Below are 15,110 nucleotides of genomic sequence, written 5' to 3' on the forward strand. Positions count from 1 at the left end.
GGCTTATGCTGCGCTACCTGTTCCGTAAAATTGGCTATAGCCTGGCCGTAATGCTGGGTATTGTGGTAGTAGTGTTTTTTTTGTTTAACATTTTACCGGTAGATCCGGCCCGCATGACGCAGGGGCAGCGCTCGGATGTGCAGTCGCTGGAGGCTGTGCGTAAAGAGTTTGGTTTGGATAAACCCCTGCCGGTACAGTTTGCCTATTATTTAAACGACCTTTTGCCTATAGGCATTCATGAGCGGACGGCCGAAGCAAAAGAGCAATATGGATATGTGCAAATATTGCCTATATCTAAAACCCATGCACTTTGCCTAAAATGGCCGTACCTCAGGCGGTCGTACCAAACCCATAAAGAAGTAGCTGCTTTGCTACTGGAAGTTATCCCCAACACACTGGCACTGGCTACCGTAGCAATGCTGATTGCCATTGTTATTGGAGTATTTTTAGGCGTGGTAAGTGCCGTGCATCAAAATACCTGGATTGACCGCCTGGCTGTTAGCTTTTCGGTGTTAGGTGTTTCTACCCCTTCGTTTTTTGCAGGCATTGTGATAGCCTGGCTGTTTGGTTTTGTTTGGAGCCGATATACCGGTTTGAGCATGACAGGCAGCCTTTACAGTTACGATCCGTTTAAGGGCGAAGTGATGACGTGGAGTAATATTATTTTGCCCGCTGTAACTTTAGGGTTAAGGCCTTTAGCTATTATTGTACAGCTTACCCGCAGCTCTATGCTCGAGGTGCTGAGTCAGGATTACATCCGTACGGCGAAGGCCAAGGGATTAGATGGCAATACCATTGTTTACCGCCATGCCTTACCTAATGCATTAAACCCGGTGATTACCGCCATTGCCAACTGGTTTGCCTCGCTAATGGCCGGTTCTTTTTTTGTTGAATATGTATTCGGCTACAACGGCTTAGGTAAAGTAACCGTCGATGCGCTCGAAATGTCGGATTTTCCGGTCATCATAGGTTCTATTCTGTTTATTGCTTTTATTTTTGTGGTGATAAATATCTTGGTAGACATAGTGTACGTTTGGATAGACCCACGAGTAAAATTGAATTAATGCATCCTAATAACGTTTCTTTATCAGGTTTACTGGTTTATATTGCTTATCTCAGTTTTCCGGTGTGGTGTATTGCCCGCATGCTGCAGTGGCTGATGCTGAACAAATTAATGGCGACACCTAAGTTAATAGGTGTACTGCTGGTTTCGCTGATTATTTCATTTATCGTAACCATTGTGTTGTGGGGTGGATGGCCGGGCAACCCGATGTACAGTATTATTGCCGCACCTGCCTTATGTGCCGAAGGTGTTGTGTTGATGATGACCTACCTAATCAAAAAAAATTTAATAAAAAAATGAGTCGTATTTTTTTAATTGGCTTTATGGGCTGCGGTAAAACTACGCTGGGGCATAAGCTGGCAGCACGTTTGGGTTACCCGTTTTTTGATTTAGATGTAGTGCTCGAAGAACAGGCCGGCATGAGCATCGCCGAATATTTTTCGAGCTTTGGCGAAACAGCTTTTAGACTGGCCGAGTCTGAAGTACTTAAAAATACGGACTACCCCGAAAATGCAGTAATATCAACAGGCGGTGGCCTGCCTTGTTTTTTTGATAATATGACATGGATGAAAGCCAACGGCACCGTGGTATACATTAAGCTGATGCCTAAAGTACTGGCTAACCGCCTGGAACACGGTAAAGAAGAACGCCCCTTACTCCGCCACAAGCATGGCGATGAACTGGTAACTTTTATTACCGAAAAACTGGCCGAACGAGAAAACTTTTATTTGCAGGCCCAGGTTATTGCCGACGGGTTAAGCCTTACTGCCGATAAACTCGTGGATATCCTTAACGTTGATAAGGCTGCTGATACCAAGCTGTAATTATTGTAACAAAAATTACCCGAAGGCCTGCAATTATTAGAATACCGTTAAAAATTTTTAATCCTATAATAAAGCAGCTTTACAGTCGTATTATATCCAGTACTTCAATAAATATAGGGGCACCATTTTATAGGCTAAAATAGTGCCCCTAAACTAATCTCTCCCTTTTTCCTACTTACGTACATCTTTATCAGCGCTAACATTAACTAACTTTGTGCAATGATGTTAGCGAGAACTTATTTGATTAGCGGCGCCGGCAGCGGTATTGGCCGTGCTATGGCAATGCAACTGGCCGAGCAGGGCCATCAATGTATATTACTGGGGCGTACCCAGCATCACTTACAAGACACCTTGAAAACTTTGCCGGGTAGCGGCCATCAACTCCTGGTGGCTGATGTTAGGCACGCCGAAAGCCTGCAACAAGCAGCTGCAGTTTTAGGGGAGAGACCCTTGAACGGATTATTAGCCAACGCAGGCATTGGCGGCGAAAACTATTGGGGTGAGACCGACCGCTGGGATGACATCATCAGCACCAATCTTACCGGTACCTACAACTTTGTAAATACCTTTCTGCCGCATCTGCATAAAGCAGAAGGTATCAGGCATATTTTAATTACCTCATCAGTATTGGCACGTTTGGGCGTGGCTAATTATTCGGCTTATTGTGCATCTAAAGCGGGCCTGCTGGGTTTAATGCGCTCTTGGGCGGTGCAGTATGCTCCTGAAGAAATACTGGTAAATGCCATTTGCCCCGGCTGGGTCGACACCGAAATGTCGCAGGATGGTTTGCAGGGCATTGCCGACAGCATTGGCATCACCAAAAACGAGTTTTACAATATAGCCATGCAAAGCGTGCCCTTAAAACGCATGAGCAAACCCGAGGAAATTGCCGCTTTGGCCGCTTACTTACTCAGCCAGCGCTCCATCACCGGGCAAACGCTGGATATCAATTGCGGCGCTATCATGAACAGCTAAAATTACTGGTACGGCACTGTTATCGTAGCCGCCTCGCTTTCGTTTTTCATACGGTCGATGGCGGTTACATAATACACATAATGCTTGCCCTTTTGCACCGTCGTATCTTCGAAAGAGTTAGCCGTATTGTATTGGATATGAATGATGTGTTCCGGGTTAGATAAATCGGCCTGTTCGCCTTGGTAAAAGCGGTAAATTACATAACCGTAAACGGCCTCTTTATCTTTAGCCAATATGGGTATTTGCCAGCTCAGCATCAATCCGCGATCGGTACGGCCAGCCAGCAACTGGCGTGGTGCATTTGGCGCTACCGAGTCGAGCCATAGCATCAAAGGTGGCAATGCCGGCGTACGGTAATAATGATTGCGCAACGAGTCGTTTAGTCCGCCGTAATTGCGCCTTAACGAGGCTGAGCTAAAATAAACGCTGCCTTGTATTCGCGGATTGTTACGCAGGTAACGTATTTGTGCCGGTACCTGGTCCGGATTTTTAAATGCACTATTTCGTGGTTCGCCAATACGGTAGGCTCCCTGCCCTATGTATAAGTGATGGTTAAAGGCATTATCACTCCACCAGTCGGTTAGTTTTTCAAAAGCTGCCGCGCGGTTACCGAATTGCCAATAAATTTGCGGGTTAATATAATCCAGCCAGCCTTCTTCAATCCATTTACGGCTATCGGCAAACTGCTCATAATAAGATGAGCCACCACTGGTTTCAGAGCCTTCTTCATCCTGGCTTACATTTTTCCAGATACCAAACGGGCTGATACCAAATTTAACATGCGGTTTATACTTATGTATACTATCGGCCAGGGCATGGATAAGTGTATCCACGTTGTTGCGGCGCCAAGCGCGTATATCAGTAAATTTATCCTTCCCGTATTGCTCAAATGCAGCCTGGTCGTTAATGCGCTGACCGGCAATAGGGTAAGGGTAAAAATAATCGTCCATGTGTATGCCGTCCACATCATAGTTTTTTACCACGTCCAGTATCACCTGGATAATGTATTCGCGCACATCAGGCAAACCCGGATTAAACAGCTTGCGGCCGCCGTAAATAAAAAACCAGTCGGGGTGTATGCGGGTAACGTGCTGCGGGCTCAGGCTGGCATAATTGGCGTCCATGGTTGCCCGGTAAGGGTTAAACCAGGCATGCAATTCCATATTGCGACTATGAGCCTCATTGACGGCAAACTCCAGTGGGTCGTAAAACGGATTTGGAGGTGTGCCTTGCGGGCCGGTTAACCATTTAGACCACGGTTCGCGGCTTTTGGCATAAAAGGCATCGGCAGCAGGGCGTACCTGTAGCATAATAGCATTAATACCGGCTTGCTGATGAAAGTTAAAAATATTAATCAACTCAGATTTTTGCTTGTCTGATGACAGCTTAGGCGAACTCGGCCAGTCGATATTAGTAACGGTAGCTACCCAAACACCTCTAAACTCACGTTTAGGTGCAGGTCTAAGTTGCTTAATAGTATCGGTTTGTGCATGCAACTGTAAGCAAGTAAGCCATGCGGCAATCATCAGCACAAATCTGTAAGTCATAGGCGGCAATACACTTATTTGTTAAGGGTGGCAAAGATACATAACTTCAATTATCCCCAATTAGTATAACCTTAATTTGAATGCATATTTTGCGTTTTAAGGTTATTGTAATTAATTTTAGCGCATCGGCGTGTTTGGGTTAGTGTATACGCTAACCATAATAAAATGGTTTTATAAACTGTAAATCAATGGCTTGGTGGCGGTTGCAAAATGTTTTAGCGTCAATTATCACTTTTTTAAAAAAGCGGCGTTATAGAATGTACCCAAAGCCTGTAATTATTTTAAAGTATGGAAAACAAATCTGAACAAAATTCCAAAAAGAACTCGAATGTTATATACTTCCTCATTGTTGTGGTAGTGGCCTTGTTGGGTACAGACGTTTACCTGTACCTGCAAAAAAAGAAAGACGTAGCCAAAATTGTATACCAGAGTGAGGATGAAAAGCACCGTTTACAAACAGAACTGGATAGTTTAGAGGCACAAATTGAGCAGGTTAATACCGGTAAGGCTAAGCTTTCGGCAGAAATGCAGGCCCGTACCGACTCATTGCAGTCTAAAATTGTAGTGCTTAAAAGAGCATTAGCCAAAGGCCAGCTTACCGTTAGTGAACTAAAAAAAGCCCAGGAAGACATTAAACAACTACGTTACTTTGTAACTAAATATACAGCTGATATTGAAGAACTGCGTCAGCAAAACGAATCGTTAACTACCGAGCGTGATACCCTGAAGCATCAGGTAGCAACGGTATCTCAAAAAGCAACAACTTTAGAGCAACAAAACCAAGAACTGAGCGGCAAGGTAAAAGTAGCCTCAGCTTTAAAAATGGGCGCTGCAGAAGTAGTAGCCTATAAAGTAAAAGGTAGTGGTAAAGAAGTGGATGTAAGCCGCGCTGGTCCGGCTAAAAAAATAAAGGTAAATTTTACTATTGCCAGCAACCCAGTAGCCGAAAAAACAATGCATGACATTTATATGCGTGTAATAGACCCGGCCGGCAATTTATTGGTAATGAGCGATAGCGGCGTGTTTACTGCCGATGGCCAGGAGTTGCAGTATACCTACAAAACCTCGGTTGATTACAAAGACGACGGTACTACCTATACCATTGACTGGACAAACCCGAACAAGTTTGTTAAAGGTACTTATACCGTATTACTGTACTCTGATGGAGCTACTATGGGTAAAACAGAATTCAAATTAAAATAATTTAACCTGATTAATAGTTATCCCCGGTTGCTAAGCACAGCCGGGGATTTTTTATGCACAGTTGTTAACTAACGGCAGGCAAAAATTTATTATTGACCTTATCTTGCTGTAACTTAAACGCTGAATGATTTTACAGGTCAAAAACATACCAAAAAACAACAATGAAAAAATACAGCATCCTTATTATTACCTTATTCATGTTTACAGGTGCGTGGGCGCAGGTTAAACAAACCGTTTCCAAAGCATCGGTTACTTACGAGATTAAAAACATGGGCATTAAAACCAATGGGAAATTTGGCGGAGCACAGGCTGACATTAATTTTGACAAGGCCAACCTTGCCGGCAGCAGCATAGAAGCGAGTATTGATGTAAACACTATTGACTCTGACAATGCCATGCGCGACAACCATTTAAAGGGCGAAGATTACTTTGATGCAGCCAAATATCCACGCATTATCATGAAGTCAACATCCTTTAAACAGAAAGGTGGTAACAACTTTGTCGGAATGTTTAATATCACCATAAAAGGAAAAACAAAAGCTGTTGAAGTACCTTTTACTTATACCGATAGCGCTAACACCGCATTATTTAAAAGCATCTTTAAAATTAACCGTCAGGACTTTGGCGTTGGTGGTAAAAGCATGGTGCTGGCCGATGATGTTAACGTTATGCTTGCGGTAGAAACCAGCAAATAACGTTAACACCTTTTATGGGCAGTTGTATAAGTGCCATAGGCACTGCTAATCCAAATAAAAAAGTTACCCGGCACGAGGCCTACCAGTTTATGGTGGATGCATTTGGCTTAAGCCCCGACCATGCTCTACGGCTCAAAAGCATTTATGATAATTCGGGCATTGATTACCGGCATACCGTAATAGATGACTTTGGCGCAGACCGCGCCGACTACACTTTTTTTGAGCCAACACCCGATTTAGAACCCTTTGTAACTACAGAAAAGCGACTGCAGTTATACCAAGAAAAAGCAATACAAGTGGCCTTAAATGCCGTAAAGCATTGTTTGTCGGGTTTTGAGGCTGACATGACATCTCAAATAACCCACTTGGTAACGGTAAGTTGTACAGGTATGTATGCGCCGGGTATTGATATTGATTTGGTAGAACAACTGGGCTTACCACGTACCACCGAGCGTATTTGCATTAACTTTATGGGCTGCTACGGCGCCATTAACGGCTTAAAAACAGCCGACTATATTTGCAGGGCCAACCCCGAAGCTAAAGTATTGGTAGTGAGTGTTGAGCTTTGTACACTGCATTTTCAAAAACATAACACCTTGGATAATTGGGTGGCCAATTCGCTTTTTGCAGATGGTGCTGCCGCGGCATTGATAGAGAACACCACTCAAAAAACGGACGCAAGGCCGGGACTGGAGCTGTCAAGCTTTTACTCTGAGTTTATGCCCGAAAGCCGGAACGAGATGGGCTGGTTTGTGGGTAACACCGGGTTCGAGATGAAGTTAACCTCCAAAGTATCCAAGCAAATTAAAAAGCATATTAAAGGTGTAACCGATCGCTTGTTACAACACGCCGGTTTAACGGCTGCTCAGATCGGTACTTACGCCATTCACCCCGGAGGAAAAAAAATACTGGAGGCGGTTGAAGAAGCCCTGGAACTGCCCGAGGAAACCAATGCCTTTGCCTACGAGGTATTGCGCGAATATGGTAACATGTCATCAGCTACTATTTTATTTGTACTGCAAAAAATCATGCAGGCAGGTAAGCTTTCCGGCTCTAATATTTTAAGCTACGCCTTTGGGCCGGGGCTTACGGTTGAGGGAATGGCGCTTAAAATTCAGTAAAGCTATGATTGATGTGGTGATTGCAGGCGGGGGCTTGGCCGGGCTTTTTAATGCCCTATTGCTTAACCGCGCCGGTTTACAGGTCACTGTCATTGAAAAAAAATCCTACCCGTTTCACCGGGTTTGCGGTGAGTACCTGTCCAACGAAATCCTGCCTTTCTTAGATACTCTGGGTATTAATGTGTTTAGTTTAGGAGCTTCGAGGATTGACCGTTTAGAGGTTACTGCTACATCGGGTGCCCGGTTAACACAAAAGCTTGATTTAGGCGGCTTTGGCCTGAGCCGTTATAAGCTTGACCATTACCTTTATGAGCAATGCACTCAGCAAGGTGTCAAGTTTTTGTTAAATACGCAGGTTGATGATATTACTTTCGCTAACAATAAATTTACCGTTACCACACGTGATGCAGTTTTAGAAACACCGCTGGTAATTGGCGCTTTTGGTAAACGGTCTAATTTAGATAATAAACTGAATCGAGCCTTTTTTCATCAGCGGAGCCCTTATGTGGGCATCAAGATACACGCACGGCTAAACTTTCCGGATGATGTAATCCAGCTAAACAGTTTTAAGAATGGCTATTGCGGGGTATCAAAAATTGAGGATGACAAGTACTGCATCTGCTCACTGGCACACCGCAATGATTTACGCAGGCAGGGCAGCCTGGAGGCCTTGCAGGAAAACATAATTAATAAAAACCCCTACCAGAAAGAAATTTTTGACCAGGCCGAATGGTTAATGGACAAGCCGGAAGTAATAAACGAAATATCTTTCCGGAAAAAATTACCGGTTGAACAGCACATATTGATGAGCGGTGATACTGCCGGCATGATTGCGCCGCTGTGCGGTAATGGTATGACTATGGCCATTCATTCGGCCAAAATATTATCCAAAATAATTTTACAATACTACCGGCCCAAACGAGCGTTTCCATTGGAGCAGCGGCTGGCCTTAGAACAAGCTTACCGTAATGCCTGGAATGCACAGTTTGCCCGCCGGCTATGGGTAGGACGGCAGTTGCAGCGGGCATTTGGCAACAACCAGGTGATGCACTGGGCCGTTCAAACATTTAACCGGTTGCCACGCGCAACCAACTGGCTGGTGCAGCAAACACATGGGCAGGCCTGGGAATAATTGCAGCGTTAATCTGGAAGTAACAACTTAAAAAATGAAGAAAACGATAGCCATAGATATGGATGGCGTATTGGCCGATATAGAAATGCAGTTTTTAAACTGGTACGAGCGCGATTACGGCATTAAACATGGCCGCGATTACCTTGTTGGCCGCTCGTCTGACACATTTTTTCCGGAAGCCGGCCTGGTGAAAAAATATATTTATACGCCGGGCTTTTTTCAAACCATTCCTTTGATGGAAGGTGCAGTTGAGGCTGTACAGAAACTGATGGAAAACTTTGAAATTTATGTGGTATCTGCCGCTATGGAGTTTCCGTTGAGTTTGCCGGAAAAACTGCATTGGCTTAACGAGCATTTCCCTTTTATCAGTTGGCGTAACATTATTTTTTGCGGCGATAAAAGCATTATCAATACTGACTATATGATTGATGACTACCCTAAAAATCTCGACTATTTTAAGGGAAAGCCAATTATGTTCACCGCTTATCATAACACTACCCTTACCCATCATCAGCGGGTAAACAACTGGAACGAAGTTATTACTTTATTAGAAGCCGAAGCTTAAACCATGGCCAACCTGCGCAAACGCATTACCGGTGTAGACGAAATTATGGACGACTTTGCCCTGCCGGCCGATGAACTTGATCCGGTGCTGAAAGGTTTGGGCGATTTAAATGCATGGTTTGGCGGGCATAAGGCACTTATTAAAGCGTTACAGCAGTTTCCGGTTGCGGCAAACAACCATATCAGCGATTGGGGCTGCGGTGGTGGTGATGCCTTGCAGGCTATTGCCGATTGGGCACAACAAACGCGCTTACCTTTGCAGTTAACCGGTGTAGATGCAGCACCCGCTGCTGTAACTTATGCAAGGCGGGCAACGGCAGCCTATAAAAACATTGATTACGTGCAGACGGATGTGATGAGCCCGGACCTGCGGACCAACCAGTTCGACATTGTTTTGTCCAGCTTGTTCTCTCACCATTTTGAGGATGATGCCTGGATTGCGTTAGTACAAAAAATGCTCGACTGTTCCAGGCGCGGCGTTATCATCACCGATTTGCACCGGCATTGGTTGTTGTACTATTCTTTAAAGTTTATATTCAGGTTTATTATACCCAATCCTATGATGGCGCATGACGGGCCGTTGTCGGTAAAACGAAGTTTTAAGCGAAAAGAGCTTAAAGCATTACTGGAACGGGCCGGAGTTAAGCGTTACCACATCACCTGGAAATGGGCTTTCAGATGGCAGCTTATCATATATAAAGATTAACTTTGTGCTATGAAACTCAGTGTGCTGGTATTTATTAATGCACTGGCGGTAGCCTTAGCCTTATCAGGAGTCAATTTTTATTTCCAGCACAAATGGTATGATGTTACTATTACGTTTGTGGTAGGTTTTATTACCAGCTACATCGTTTTTTACTATCTCATCGAAAAATATCTTTATTCAAAAATCAAGCTCATTTACAAGCTCATTCACAACCTCAAACTGGGCCGCGATCTGCGCGATGCCCTGGGCGAGTCAACTAGTGTTGACCCGATTGGTGATGTGGAGAAAGAAGTAAAAGACTGGGCCCGTGAAAAAAAGGTAGAAATTGAAGAGCTGCGCCGGCAGGAAAAATTCCGCAAGGAATTTTTATCTAACATCTCCCACGAGTTTAAAACACCCCTGTTTGCTATACAAGGCTACATTGAAGCCATCTTAGATGACGAGGCCGATGATAAAGATATGACCCTGCAGTTTTTGAAAAAAGCACAGCGGAATGTTGACCGGCTTAGCTACCTGATAAACGACCTCAACGAAATCTCCAAGCTCGAAACCGGCGAAATTCCTATTAATTATACCAAATTCAGGATTAACGATTTGATTAAGGAGGTGTTTGAACAGTTGGAACTTAGAGCCAAACAGCACCAGATAAAGCTGATATTTAAGCAAAAATATGATGAGGCGTTTTTAGTAAGGGCCGACCGCGATAAAGTATGCCAGGTGCTTATTAACCTGATTGATAATTCTTTTAAATACGGTAAGCACGGCGGCAGCACTTCGGTTAGCTTGTTTGAACTACACGATCAGATTTTAGTGGAAGTGACCGATGACGGTGCCGGCATTAGCGAAAAATATTTATCCCGTTTGTTTGAGCGCTTTTTTAGGATAGACAGCAGCCGTTCGCGCGAGGTTGGGGGGTCGGGACTGGGACTGGCTATTGTTAAACACATTATTGAGGCCCACCAGCAAACTATTAATGTGCGCAGTACTGAGGGTGTAGGCTCCACATTTGGTTTTACTTTACAAAAAGTGAAACAGTTGCCGTTTCAAATGTTACCAGTGTTAAAGAGTTAACATTAATTTAACATAATCGAGTTACCTTTGCCTAAACTATTGAATCAAAATGTCATTAAATAGCATATTCCAGTATTTTGTTCCAAAAGACAAGAAAGTGTTCTTTCCGTTGTTTGAACAGGCTGCCAACAATGTGGTAGCTATGGGTGCGGTTTTGGTAGAAGCTGTTAACTCTAAAAACGTTACAGAGCGTACCGAAATGTTTAAACAAATAGACAGACTGGAAAGCAAAGGTGATGAGTTAACCCACCAGATTTATCTGGAATTAGGCAAAAACTTTATTACGCCTTTCGACCGCGAAGATATTCATGCTTTAGCAACTGCTATTGACGACGTTGCCGATTACATCCAAGGCTCGGCCAATCGTATGCTGTTGTACAATATTGAAGAATATACTGAACCTATTATTAAATTATCAGAACTGATTCATCAGGGTAGCGTTGACCTGGAAAAAGCGGTAAAAGAACTAAAAGATTTAAAAAACGTACGCAATATTGCCGATTCATGTATTCGCATCAATAGTGTTGAAAACCAGGCAGATTATATATTTGACCGTGCCGTTGCCGACTTGTTTTTGTATGAGAAAGATGCCTTGCGCCTAATCAAGTACAAAGAGATATTAGCAGCGTTAGAAACCGCAACCGATATGTGTGAGGACGCTGCCAACGTAATGGAATCTATCTTAGTTAAAAACGCTTAATTACTTTAACCCTCACCTACATGGTTACCACCCTGCTTGTTGTAGTAGTTTGTCTGGCGTTGATATTTGATTTCATAAACGGTTTTCATGATGCAGCCAACTCTATTGCCACCGTTGTATCTACTAAAGTACTCACTCCATTTCAAGCTGTAATTTGGGCAGCAGCCTTTAACTTCCTGGCTTTTTTCTTGATTAAAGAGCATAAGGTGGCTAACACCGTGGCCAAAACGGTGCATGAGCACTTCATCACTATGGACGTAATTTTGGCCGGTTTAGTTGCCGCCATTGCCTGGAACCTGCTTACCTGGTGGTTTGGTATACCCTCCAGCTCATCACATACCCTAATCGGAGGTTTTGCCGGCGCTGGTATGACCAACGCCTTATTTTTAGGCGTTAACCCGATTACTGCTGTTGATGCCAATTCGATATTAAGAATTGCAGCCTATATATTTTTAGCTCCGCTGATTGGCTTGTTTATAGCCTATGTCATTACCATCATCATACTGCACATATTTAAAAACTTCAGGCCGGCTGTTGCCGAACGCTGGTTCAAAAGTGTACAGTTAATCTCATCTGCAGCTTTGAGCTTTGCCCACGGTGGTAATGATGCGCAAAAGGTAATGGGTATTATTTATGTTGCGCTGTTTACATCAGGTAATATTACCAATGGCGATAAAATGCCCGACTGGATTCCGCTAGCTTGTTACAGCGCCATTGCACTGGGCACCATGTCGGGCGGTTGGAAAATTGTAAAAACCATGGGCAGCAAAATTACTAAGGTTACACCCCTTGAAGGGGTAAGTGCCGAAACTGCCGGTGCCATTACCCTGTTCATGACCGAGCGTTTGGGTATACCGGTATCTACTACACATACCATCACTGGTTCAATCATTGGTGTAGGCCTAACCAAAAGAGTATCTGCTGTACGCTGGGGTGTTACCATTAACCTGGTTTGGGCATGGATCATTACCATTCCTATCTCGGCACTGGTGGCTGCACTGGTATTTACTATCATGCATTACGTATAGGTTTTAAACTTTTGGGCCTCCCGGTTGTCCTATCTGTACTTATGAAAAAGCTTGTGTTATTAACTCCGTTGCTGTTAGTATTTACTGCCAATGCCGGTTGTGATACCTTAACTGCAGCAACCAGTAATCAGGGTAGTATTTATAGTAACAGCCCTGCGCAAACTATACCATCTAACTTAGAAATGGTAAGCGGCCTTAAACAGGCTTTAGAGTTAGGTACCGACAAAAGCACAAGCCAGCTTTCGGCCGTTAACGGATTTTTCGGCAATGCAGCCATAAAACTGTTGTTTCCGCCCGAGGCACAAAAAGCCGAGAATACATTGCGCAAACTTGGCTTTAATAAGTTGTGTGATGATGTAATTCTTTCGCTCAACCGCGCTGCCGAAGATGCCGCCGGTAAGGCAAAACCGATATTTATCTCGGCCATTAAGCAGATGAGCGTACAAGACGTCACTAATATTTTGTTAGGCAGCAGTAAGGATGCTGCTACCCAATATTTCAGACGTGCAACTACCGATCAGTTAACTGCAGAGTTTGTACCTGTAGTGCACAACAGCTTATCAAAAGTTGGTGCCACACGTTATTACAGCCAGCTGGCTACACAGTATAACCGGATACCGCTAACATTTAACAAGATAAATCCCGATTTGGATGCTTACGTAACACAAAAAGCTATTGAGGGCTTGTTTTACCGTATAGCGCTCGAAGAGTTAAATATCCGCAGCAACTTCTCATCACGTACTACACCACTGCTGCAAAAGGTATTTGGTTACGTACAGAAAAAAACGAACAGCTAACCACTTTGTATATAAAGCAGAAAAGTCCGGTTGTGCCGGACTTTTCTGCTTTATTGGATATCACTAACATAAAAGGCGGCAAAAAGATTTGCTCAATACCCGTCATAATTATTCGAAGCCAGACTACTGAAGCGTGTTAACTCCCGGTCCAGAAAATGTACCCATGCCGCTTGTTGTTTGCGGTTTTGCATGTGCTGCGTGTCTTCATCATAGTCTTCGTTCATTTGCCGGTACTTATCATCAATGCGTTTAAAAATAGCATTAGCCTGCCGCTGGTAGTCGCCCGTATAACGATAAGCATTCAATTCCCTGATCATCTCTTGTTGCATGAGGTAAGCAATCTGGTAATGGCCTTGCTCGTGCCTCAACACTTGCGCCATAGCCTCGGGCGTGTTGGCCACTTTACGGTTAAGCCATGAGCGGTCACGGTTAAGTTTAAGCTGAATGTCGAAAGTAAGATAATAATTGCTGCGCGAATTACGCACATTATAATTCATGAACACATTGCAACTGGTATGAGCAACATAAAAGCCGCTGTTAGGCGGGATGTCTCCGGTAAAATCATCGGCTGTGAGCTGCCGGTAAGATTGTGCATTTACCACACTACTGCCCAGCATTAATCCTACCAAAGCAATTATCAATCGCACGTATCGGTATTTCATCAAAAGGAATATAATTGTAATTTTTCTTTTGATGACAATGCACCCTTAAGGTTTAATTAAACACGGCAAATATTTAACTATTGTTTGTATTTTATTTCGTCAGTTTTCAGTTGTTGCAAACTCATCATTTCTTTCATGGTTTTCTGCATACTGTCTGCCGAACCATCCAGGAAAATAACATTACCCTTAGAGTTTTCAGAAAAGTGCTTAATGGCCTCAGTCCACATGGTAAACAAAATTACAGAGGTATCCATATCAGCCTTGTGCATTTCGTTGGCAGCAACGGTCATGCCTTTAGCTACTTCTGCACGAAACAGTGCTACACCCTGACCGCGTAATTGCGATGCCTGCCGCTCGGCCTCAGCTGCAATCTTGATAGCGTTACCTTCAGCTTCGGCTGCTTTAGTCTTTGTAATCAGCAAAGCCTGGCCTTCATTCTCAGCAGCAGCTTTAAGGTTGTTTGAGGCTACTACTTGGCTCATTGATTTCATAATCACGTCATCGAAGGTTATGTCGTTAAGCTGCAGGTCCTGCAGGTGGTACCCCCATCCTTCCAGAATATTGTCAATCTGGTCTTTTACATGCTCTACAATTTCGCGGCGCAATATCAGTACATCACTTTGGCGTTTGGTAGCTACGTAAGCCCGGATGGAGCCCTCAACTGTACGTACCAGTGCCTGCATCAGGTTGCGCTCGTCAACAAACTTAAACGCTACGGCTTTAATAGCTTCTTCGCTTTGGTTAAGCACCGAGTAAAGCAGCATGGCTTTAAAGTATACATTGGCCTGGTCAACCGTTACCGCCTGAAATTCGAGCTCGACAGAGCGGTTTTGAATTGAAATACGTGAATGTAAAACTTCGATTAGCGGAAGCTTAAAATTAAGCCCTGGAAGCAAAATACGGCGGTATTTGCCAAATACAGTAACAACGCCAATGGTGCCTTGCTTAATAGTGACAAACGAAGAAAATAAAATAATTAGAAAAATCAGCAGAATAATCCAAACGGCAATCATAAAATAATG

At 43.8% G+C, this 15,110-nt stretch carries 17 protein-coding genes; 14 read left to right on the forward strand and 3 right to left on the reverse strand.

Annotated features, from left to right (window positions below; all coding sequences use genetic code 11):
- Positions 1-5 precede the first annotated feature (5 nt).
- From AAGR14_RS21985 to AAGR14_RS22000, 4 genes are all read left to right on the forward strand, one after another.
- Positions 6-1,064 carry an ABC transporter permease gene (locus AAGR14_RS21985; RefSeq protein WP_342646393.1) on the forward strand — a complete coding sequence of 353 codons (1,059 nt, stop codon included), beginning with the start codon at positions 6-8 and terminating at the stop codon, positions 1,062-1,064.
- Complete coding sequence (locus AAGR14_RS21990) at positions 1,064-1,363, forward strand: hypothetical protein (RefSeq protein ID WP_342646394.1); 300 nt, start codon at positions 1,064-1,066, stop codon at positions 1,361-1,363. The genes AAGR14_RS21985 and AAGR14_RS21990 overlap by 1 nt, the downstream gene beginning before the upstream one ends.
- A complete protein-coding gene (locus tag AAGR14_RS21995; RefSeq protein ID WP_342646395.1) occupies positions 1,360-1,887 on the forward strand; it encodes a shikimate kinase in 528 nt (175 codons plus the stop codon). Before AAGR14_RS21990 ends, AAGR14_RS21995 begins: the two co-directional genes overlap by 4 nt.
- Before the next feature lie 219 nt (positions 1,888-2,106).
- Positions 2,107-2,862: an SDR family NAD(P)-dependent oxidoreductase gene (locus AAGR14_RS22000; protein ID WP_342646396.1), complete on the forward strand. Its 756-nt coding sequence runs from the start codon at positions 2,107-2,109 to the stop codon at positions 2,860-2,862.
- A 2-nt stretch (positions 2,863-2,864) separates the two neighbouring features.
- Here the strand turns inward: AAGR14_RS22000 and AAGR14_RS22005 are convergent, their stop codons facing one another.
- Positions 2,865-4,409 carry a family 10 glycosylhydrolase gene (locus AAGR14_RS22005; RefSeq protein WP_342646397.1) on the reverse strand — a complete coding sequence of 515 codons (1,545 nt, stop codon included), beginning with the start codon at positions 4,407-4,409 and terminating at the stop codon, positions 2,865-2,867.
- Between the two features lie 288 nt (positions 4,410-4,697).
- Between AAGR14_RS22005 and AAGR14_RS22010 the strand changes: the two genes are divergently transcribed.
- The 10 genes from AAGR14_RS22010 to AAGR14_RS22055 all read left to right on the forward strand — a co-directional run bounded on the left by AAGR14_RS22010 (position 4,698) and on the right by AAGR14_RS22055 (position 13,426).
- Positions 4,698-5,612 (forward strand): hypothetical protein, encoded by a 915-nt coding sequence (locus tag AAGR14_RS22010; RefSeq protein WP_342646398.1) that lies wholly within the window; start codon positions 4,698-4,700, stop codon positions 5,610-5,612.
- A 161-nt stretch (positions 5,613-5,773) separates the two neighbouring features.
- Positions 5,774-6,307, forward strand: coding sequence for a YceI family protein (locus AAGR14_RS22015; RefSeq protein WP_342646399.1), 534 nt, complete (start codon positions 5,774-5,776; stop codon positions 6,305-6,307).
- Positions 6,308-6,321: 14 nt separating this feature from the next.
- Positions 6,322-7,428 carry a type III polyketide synthase gene (locus AAGR14_RS22020; protein ID WP_342646400.1) on the forward strand — a complete coding sequence of 369 codons (1,107 nt, stop codon included), beginning with the start codon at positions 6,322-6,324 and terminating at the stop codon, positions 7,426-7,428.
- A gap of 4 nt (positions 7,429-7,432) precedes the next feature.
- Positions 7,433-8,560 (forward strand): NAD(P)/FAD-dependent oxidoreductase, encoded by a 1,128-nt coding sequence (locus AAGR14_RS22025; RefSeq protein ID WP_342646401.1) that lies wholly within the window; start codon positions 7,433-7,435, stop codon positions 8,558-8,560.
- A gap of 34 nt (positions 8,561-8,594) precedes the next feature.
- Positions 8,595-9,125 carry a 5'(3')-deoxyribonucleotidase gene (locus tag AAGR14_RS22030; RefSeq protein ID WP_342646402.1) on the forward strand — a complete coding sequence of 177 codons (531 nt, stop codon included), beginning with the start codon at positions 8,595-8,597 and terminating at the stop codon, positions 9,123-9,125.
- A gap of 3 nt (positions 9,126-9,128) precedes the next feature.
- Positions 9,129-9,830: a methyltransferase domain-containing protein gene (locus tag AAGR14_RS22035; RefSeq protein WP_342646403.1), complete on the forward strand. Its 702-nt coding sequence runs from the start codon at positions 9,129-9,131 to the stop codon at positions 9,828-9,830.
- Positions 9,831-9,839: 9 nt separating this feature from the next.
- Entirely contained in the window at positions 9,840-10,901 is a 1,062-nt protein-coding gene (locus tag AAGR14_RS22040) for an ATP-binding protein (RefSeq protein WP_342646404.1), read from the forward strand.
- A 49-nt stretch (positions 10,902-10,950) separates the two neighbouring features.
- Positions 10,951-11,601, forward strand: a complete 651-nt coding sequence (locus AAGR14_RS22045; protein ID WP_342646405.1) for a DUF47 family protein — start codon at positions 10,951-10,953, stop codon at positions 11,599-11,601.
- 20 nt (positions 11,602-11,621) lie between these two features.
- The gene (locus AAGR14_RS22050; RefSeq protein ID WP_342646406.1) at positions 11,622-12,629 is read left to right on the forward strand and encodes an inorganic phosphate transporter; all 1,008 of its coding nucleotides are present in this window, start codon (positions 11,622-11,624) and stop codon (positions 12,627-12,629) included.
- 41 nt (positions 12,630-12,670) lie between these two features.
- Entirely contained in the window at positions 12,671-13,426 is a 756-nt protein-coding gene (locus tag AAGR14_RS22055) for a DUF4197 domain-containing protein (RefSeq protein ID WP_342646407.1), read from the forward strand.
- 92 nt (positions 13,427-13,518) lie between these two features.
- On the opposite strand, the gene AAGR14_RS22060 is transcribed toward AAGR14_RS22055, so the two are convergent.
- Positions 13,519-14,088: a DUF922 domain-containing protein gene (locus AAGR14_RS22060; protein ID WP_342646408.1), complete on the reverse strand. Its 570-nt coding sequence runs from the start codon at positions 14,086-14,088 to the stop codon at positions 13,519-13,521.
- Positions 14,089-14,165: 77 nt separating this feature from the next.
- The gene (locus AAGR14_RS22065; RefSeq protein WP_342646409.1) at positions 14,166-15,101 is read right to left on the reverse strand and encodes an SPFH domain-containing protein; all 936 of its coding nucleotides are present in this window, start codon (positions 15,099-15,101) and stop codon (positions 14,166-14,168) included.
- Positions 15,102-15,110 lie beyond the last annotated feature (9 nt).

The sequence above is a fragment of the Mucilaginibacter sp. CSA2-8R genome, from assembly GCF_038806765.1.
Lineage (GTDB): Bacteria > Bacteroidota > Bacteroidia > Sphingobacteriales > Sphingobacteriaceae > Mucilaginibacter.

Coding starts and splice junctions, on each gene's coding strand:
- AAGR14_RS22055 (WP_342646407.1), top strand. CDS start 12,671: ATGAAAAAGCTTGTGTTATTAACTCCGTTGCTGTTAGTATTTACTGCC.
- AAGR14_RS22015 (WP_342646399.1), top strand. CDS start 5,774: ATGAAAAAATACAGCATCCTTATTATTACCTTATTCATGTTTACAGGT.
- AAGR14_RS22010 (WP_342646398.1), top strand. CDS start 4,698: ATGGAAAACAAATCTGAACAAAATTCCAAAAAGAACTCGAATGTTATA.
- AAGR14_RS22000 (WP_342646396.1), top strand. CDS start 2,107: ATGATGTTAGCGAGAACTTATTTGATTAGCGGCGCCGGCAGCGGTATT.
- AAGR14_RS22045 (WP_342646405.1), top strand. CDS start 10,951: ATGTCATTAAATAGCATATTCCAGTATTTTGTTCCAAAAGACAAGAAA.
- AAGR14_RS22065 (WP_342646409.1), bottom strand. CDS start 15,101: ATGATTGCCGTTTGGATTATTCTGCTGATTTTTCTAATTATTTTATTT.
- AAGR14_RS22005 (WP_342646397.1), bottom strand. CDS start 4,409: ATGACTTACAGATTTGTGCTGATGATTGCCGCATGGCTTACTTGCTTA.
- AAGR14_RS22035 (WP_342646403.1), top strand. CDS start 9,129: ATGGCCAACCTGCGCAAACGCATTACCGGTGTAGACGAAATTATGGAC.
- AAGR14_RS22020 (WP_342646400.1), top strand. CDS start 6,322: ATGGGCAGTTGTATAAGTGCCATAGGCACTGCTAATCCAAATAAAAAA.
- AAGR14_RS21990 (WP_342646394.1), top strand. CDS start 1,064: ATGCATCCTAATAACGTTTCTTTATCAGGTTTACTGGTTTATATTGCT.
- AAGR14_RS22040 (WP_342646404.1), top strand. CDS start 9,840: ATGAAACTCAGTGTGCTGGTATTTATTAATGCACTGGCGGTAGCCTTA.
- AAGR14_RS21985 (WP_342646393.1), top strand. CDS start 6: ATGCTGCGCTACCTGTTCCGTAAAATTGGCTATAGCCTGGCCGTAATG.
- AAGR14_RS21995 (WP_342646395.1), top strand. CDS start 1,360: ATGAGTCGTATTTTTTTAATTGGCTTTATGGGCTGCGGTAAAACTACG.
- AAGR14_RS22025 (WP_342646401.1), top strand. CDS start 7,433: ATGATTGATGTGGTGATTGCAGGCGGGGGCTTGGCCGGGCTTTTTAAT.
- AAGR14_RS22050 (WP_342646406.1), top strand. CDS start 11,622: ATGGTTACCACCCTGCTTGTTGTAGTAGTTTGTCTGGCGTTGATATTT.
- AAGR14_RS22060 (WP_342646408.1), bottom strand. CDS start 14,088: ATGAAATACCGATACGTGCGATTGATAATTGCTTTGGTAGGATTAATG.
- AAGR14_RS22030 (WP_342646402.1), top strand. CDS start 8,595: ATGAAGAAAACGATAGCCATAGATATGGATGGCGTATTGGCCGATATA.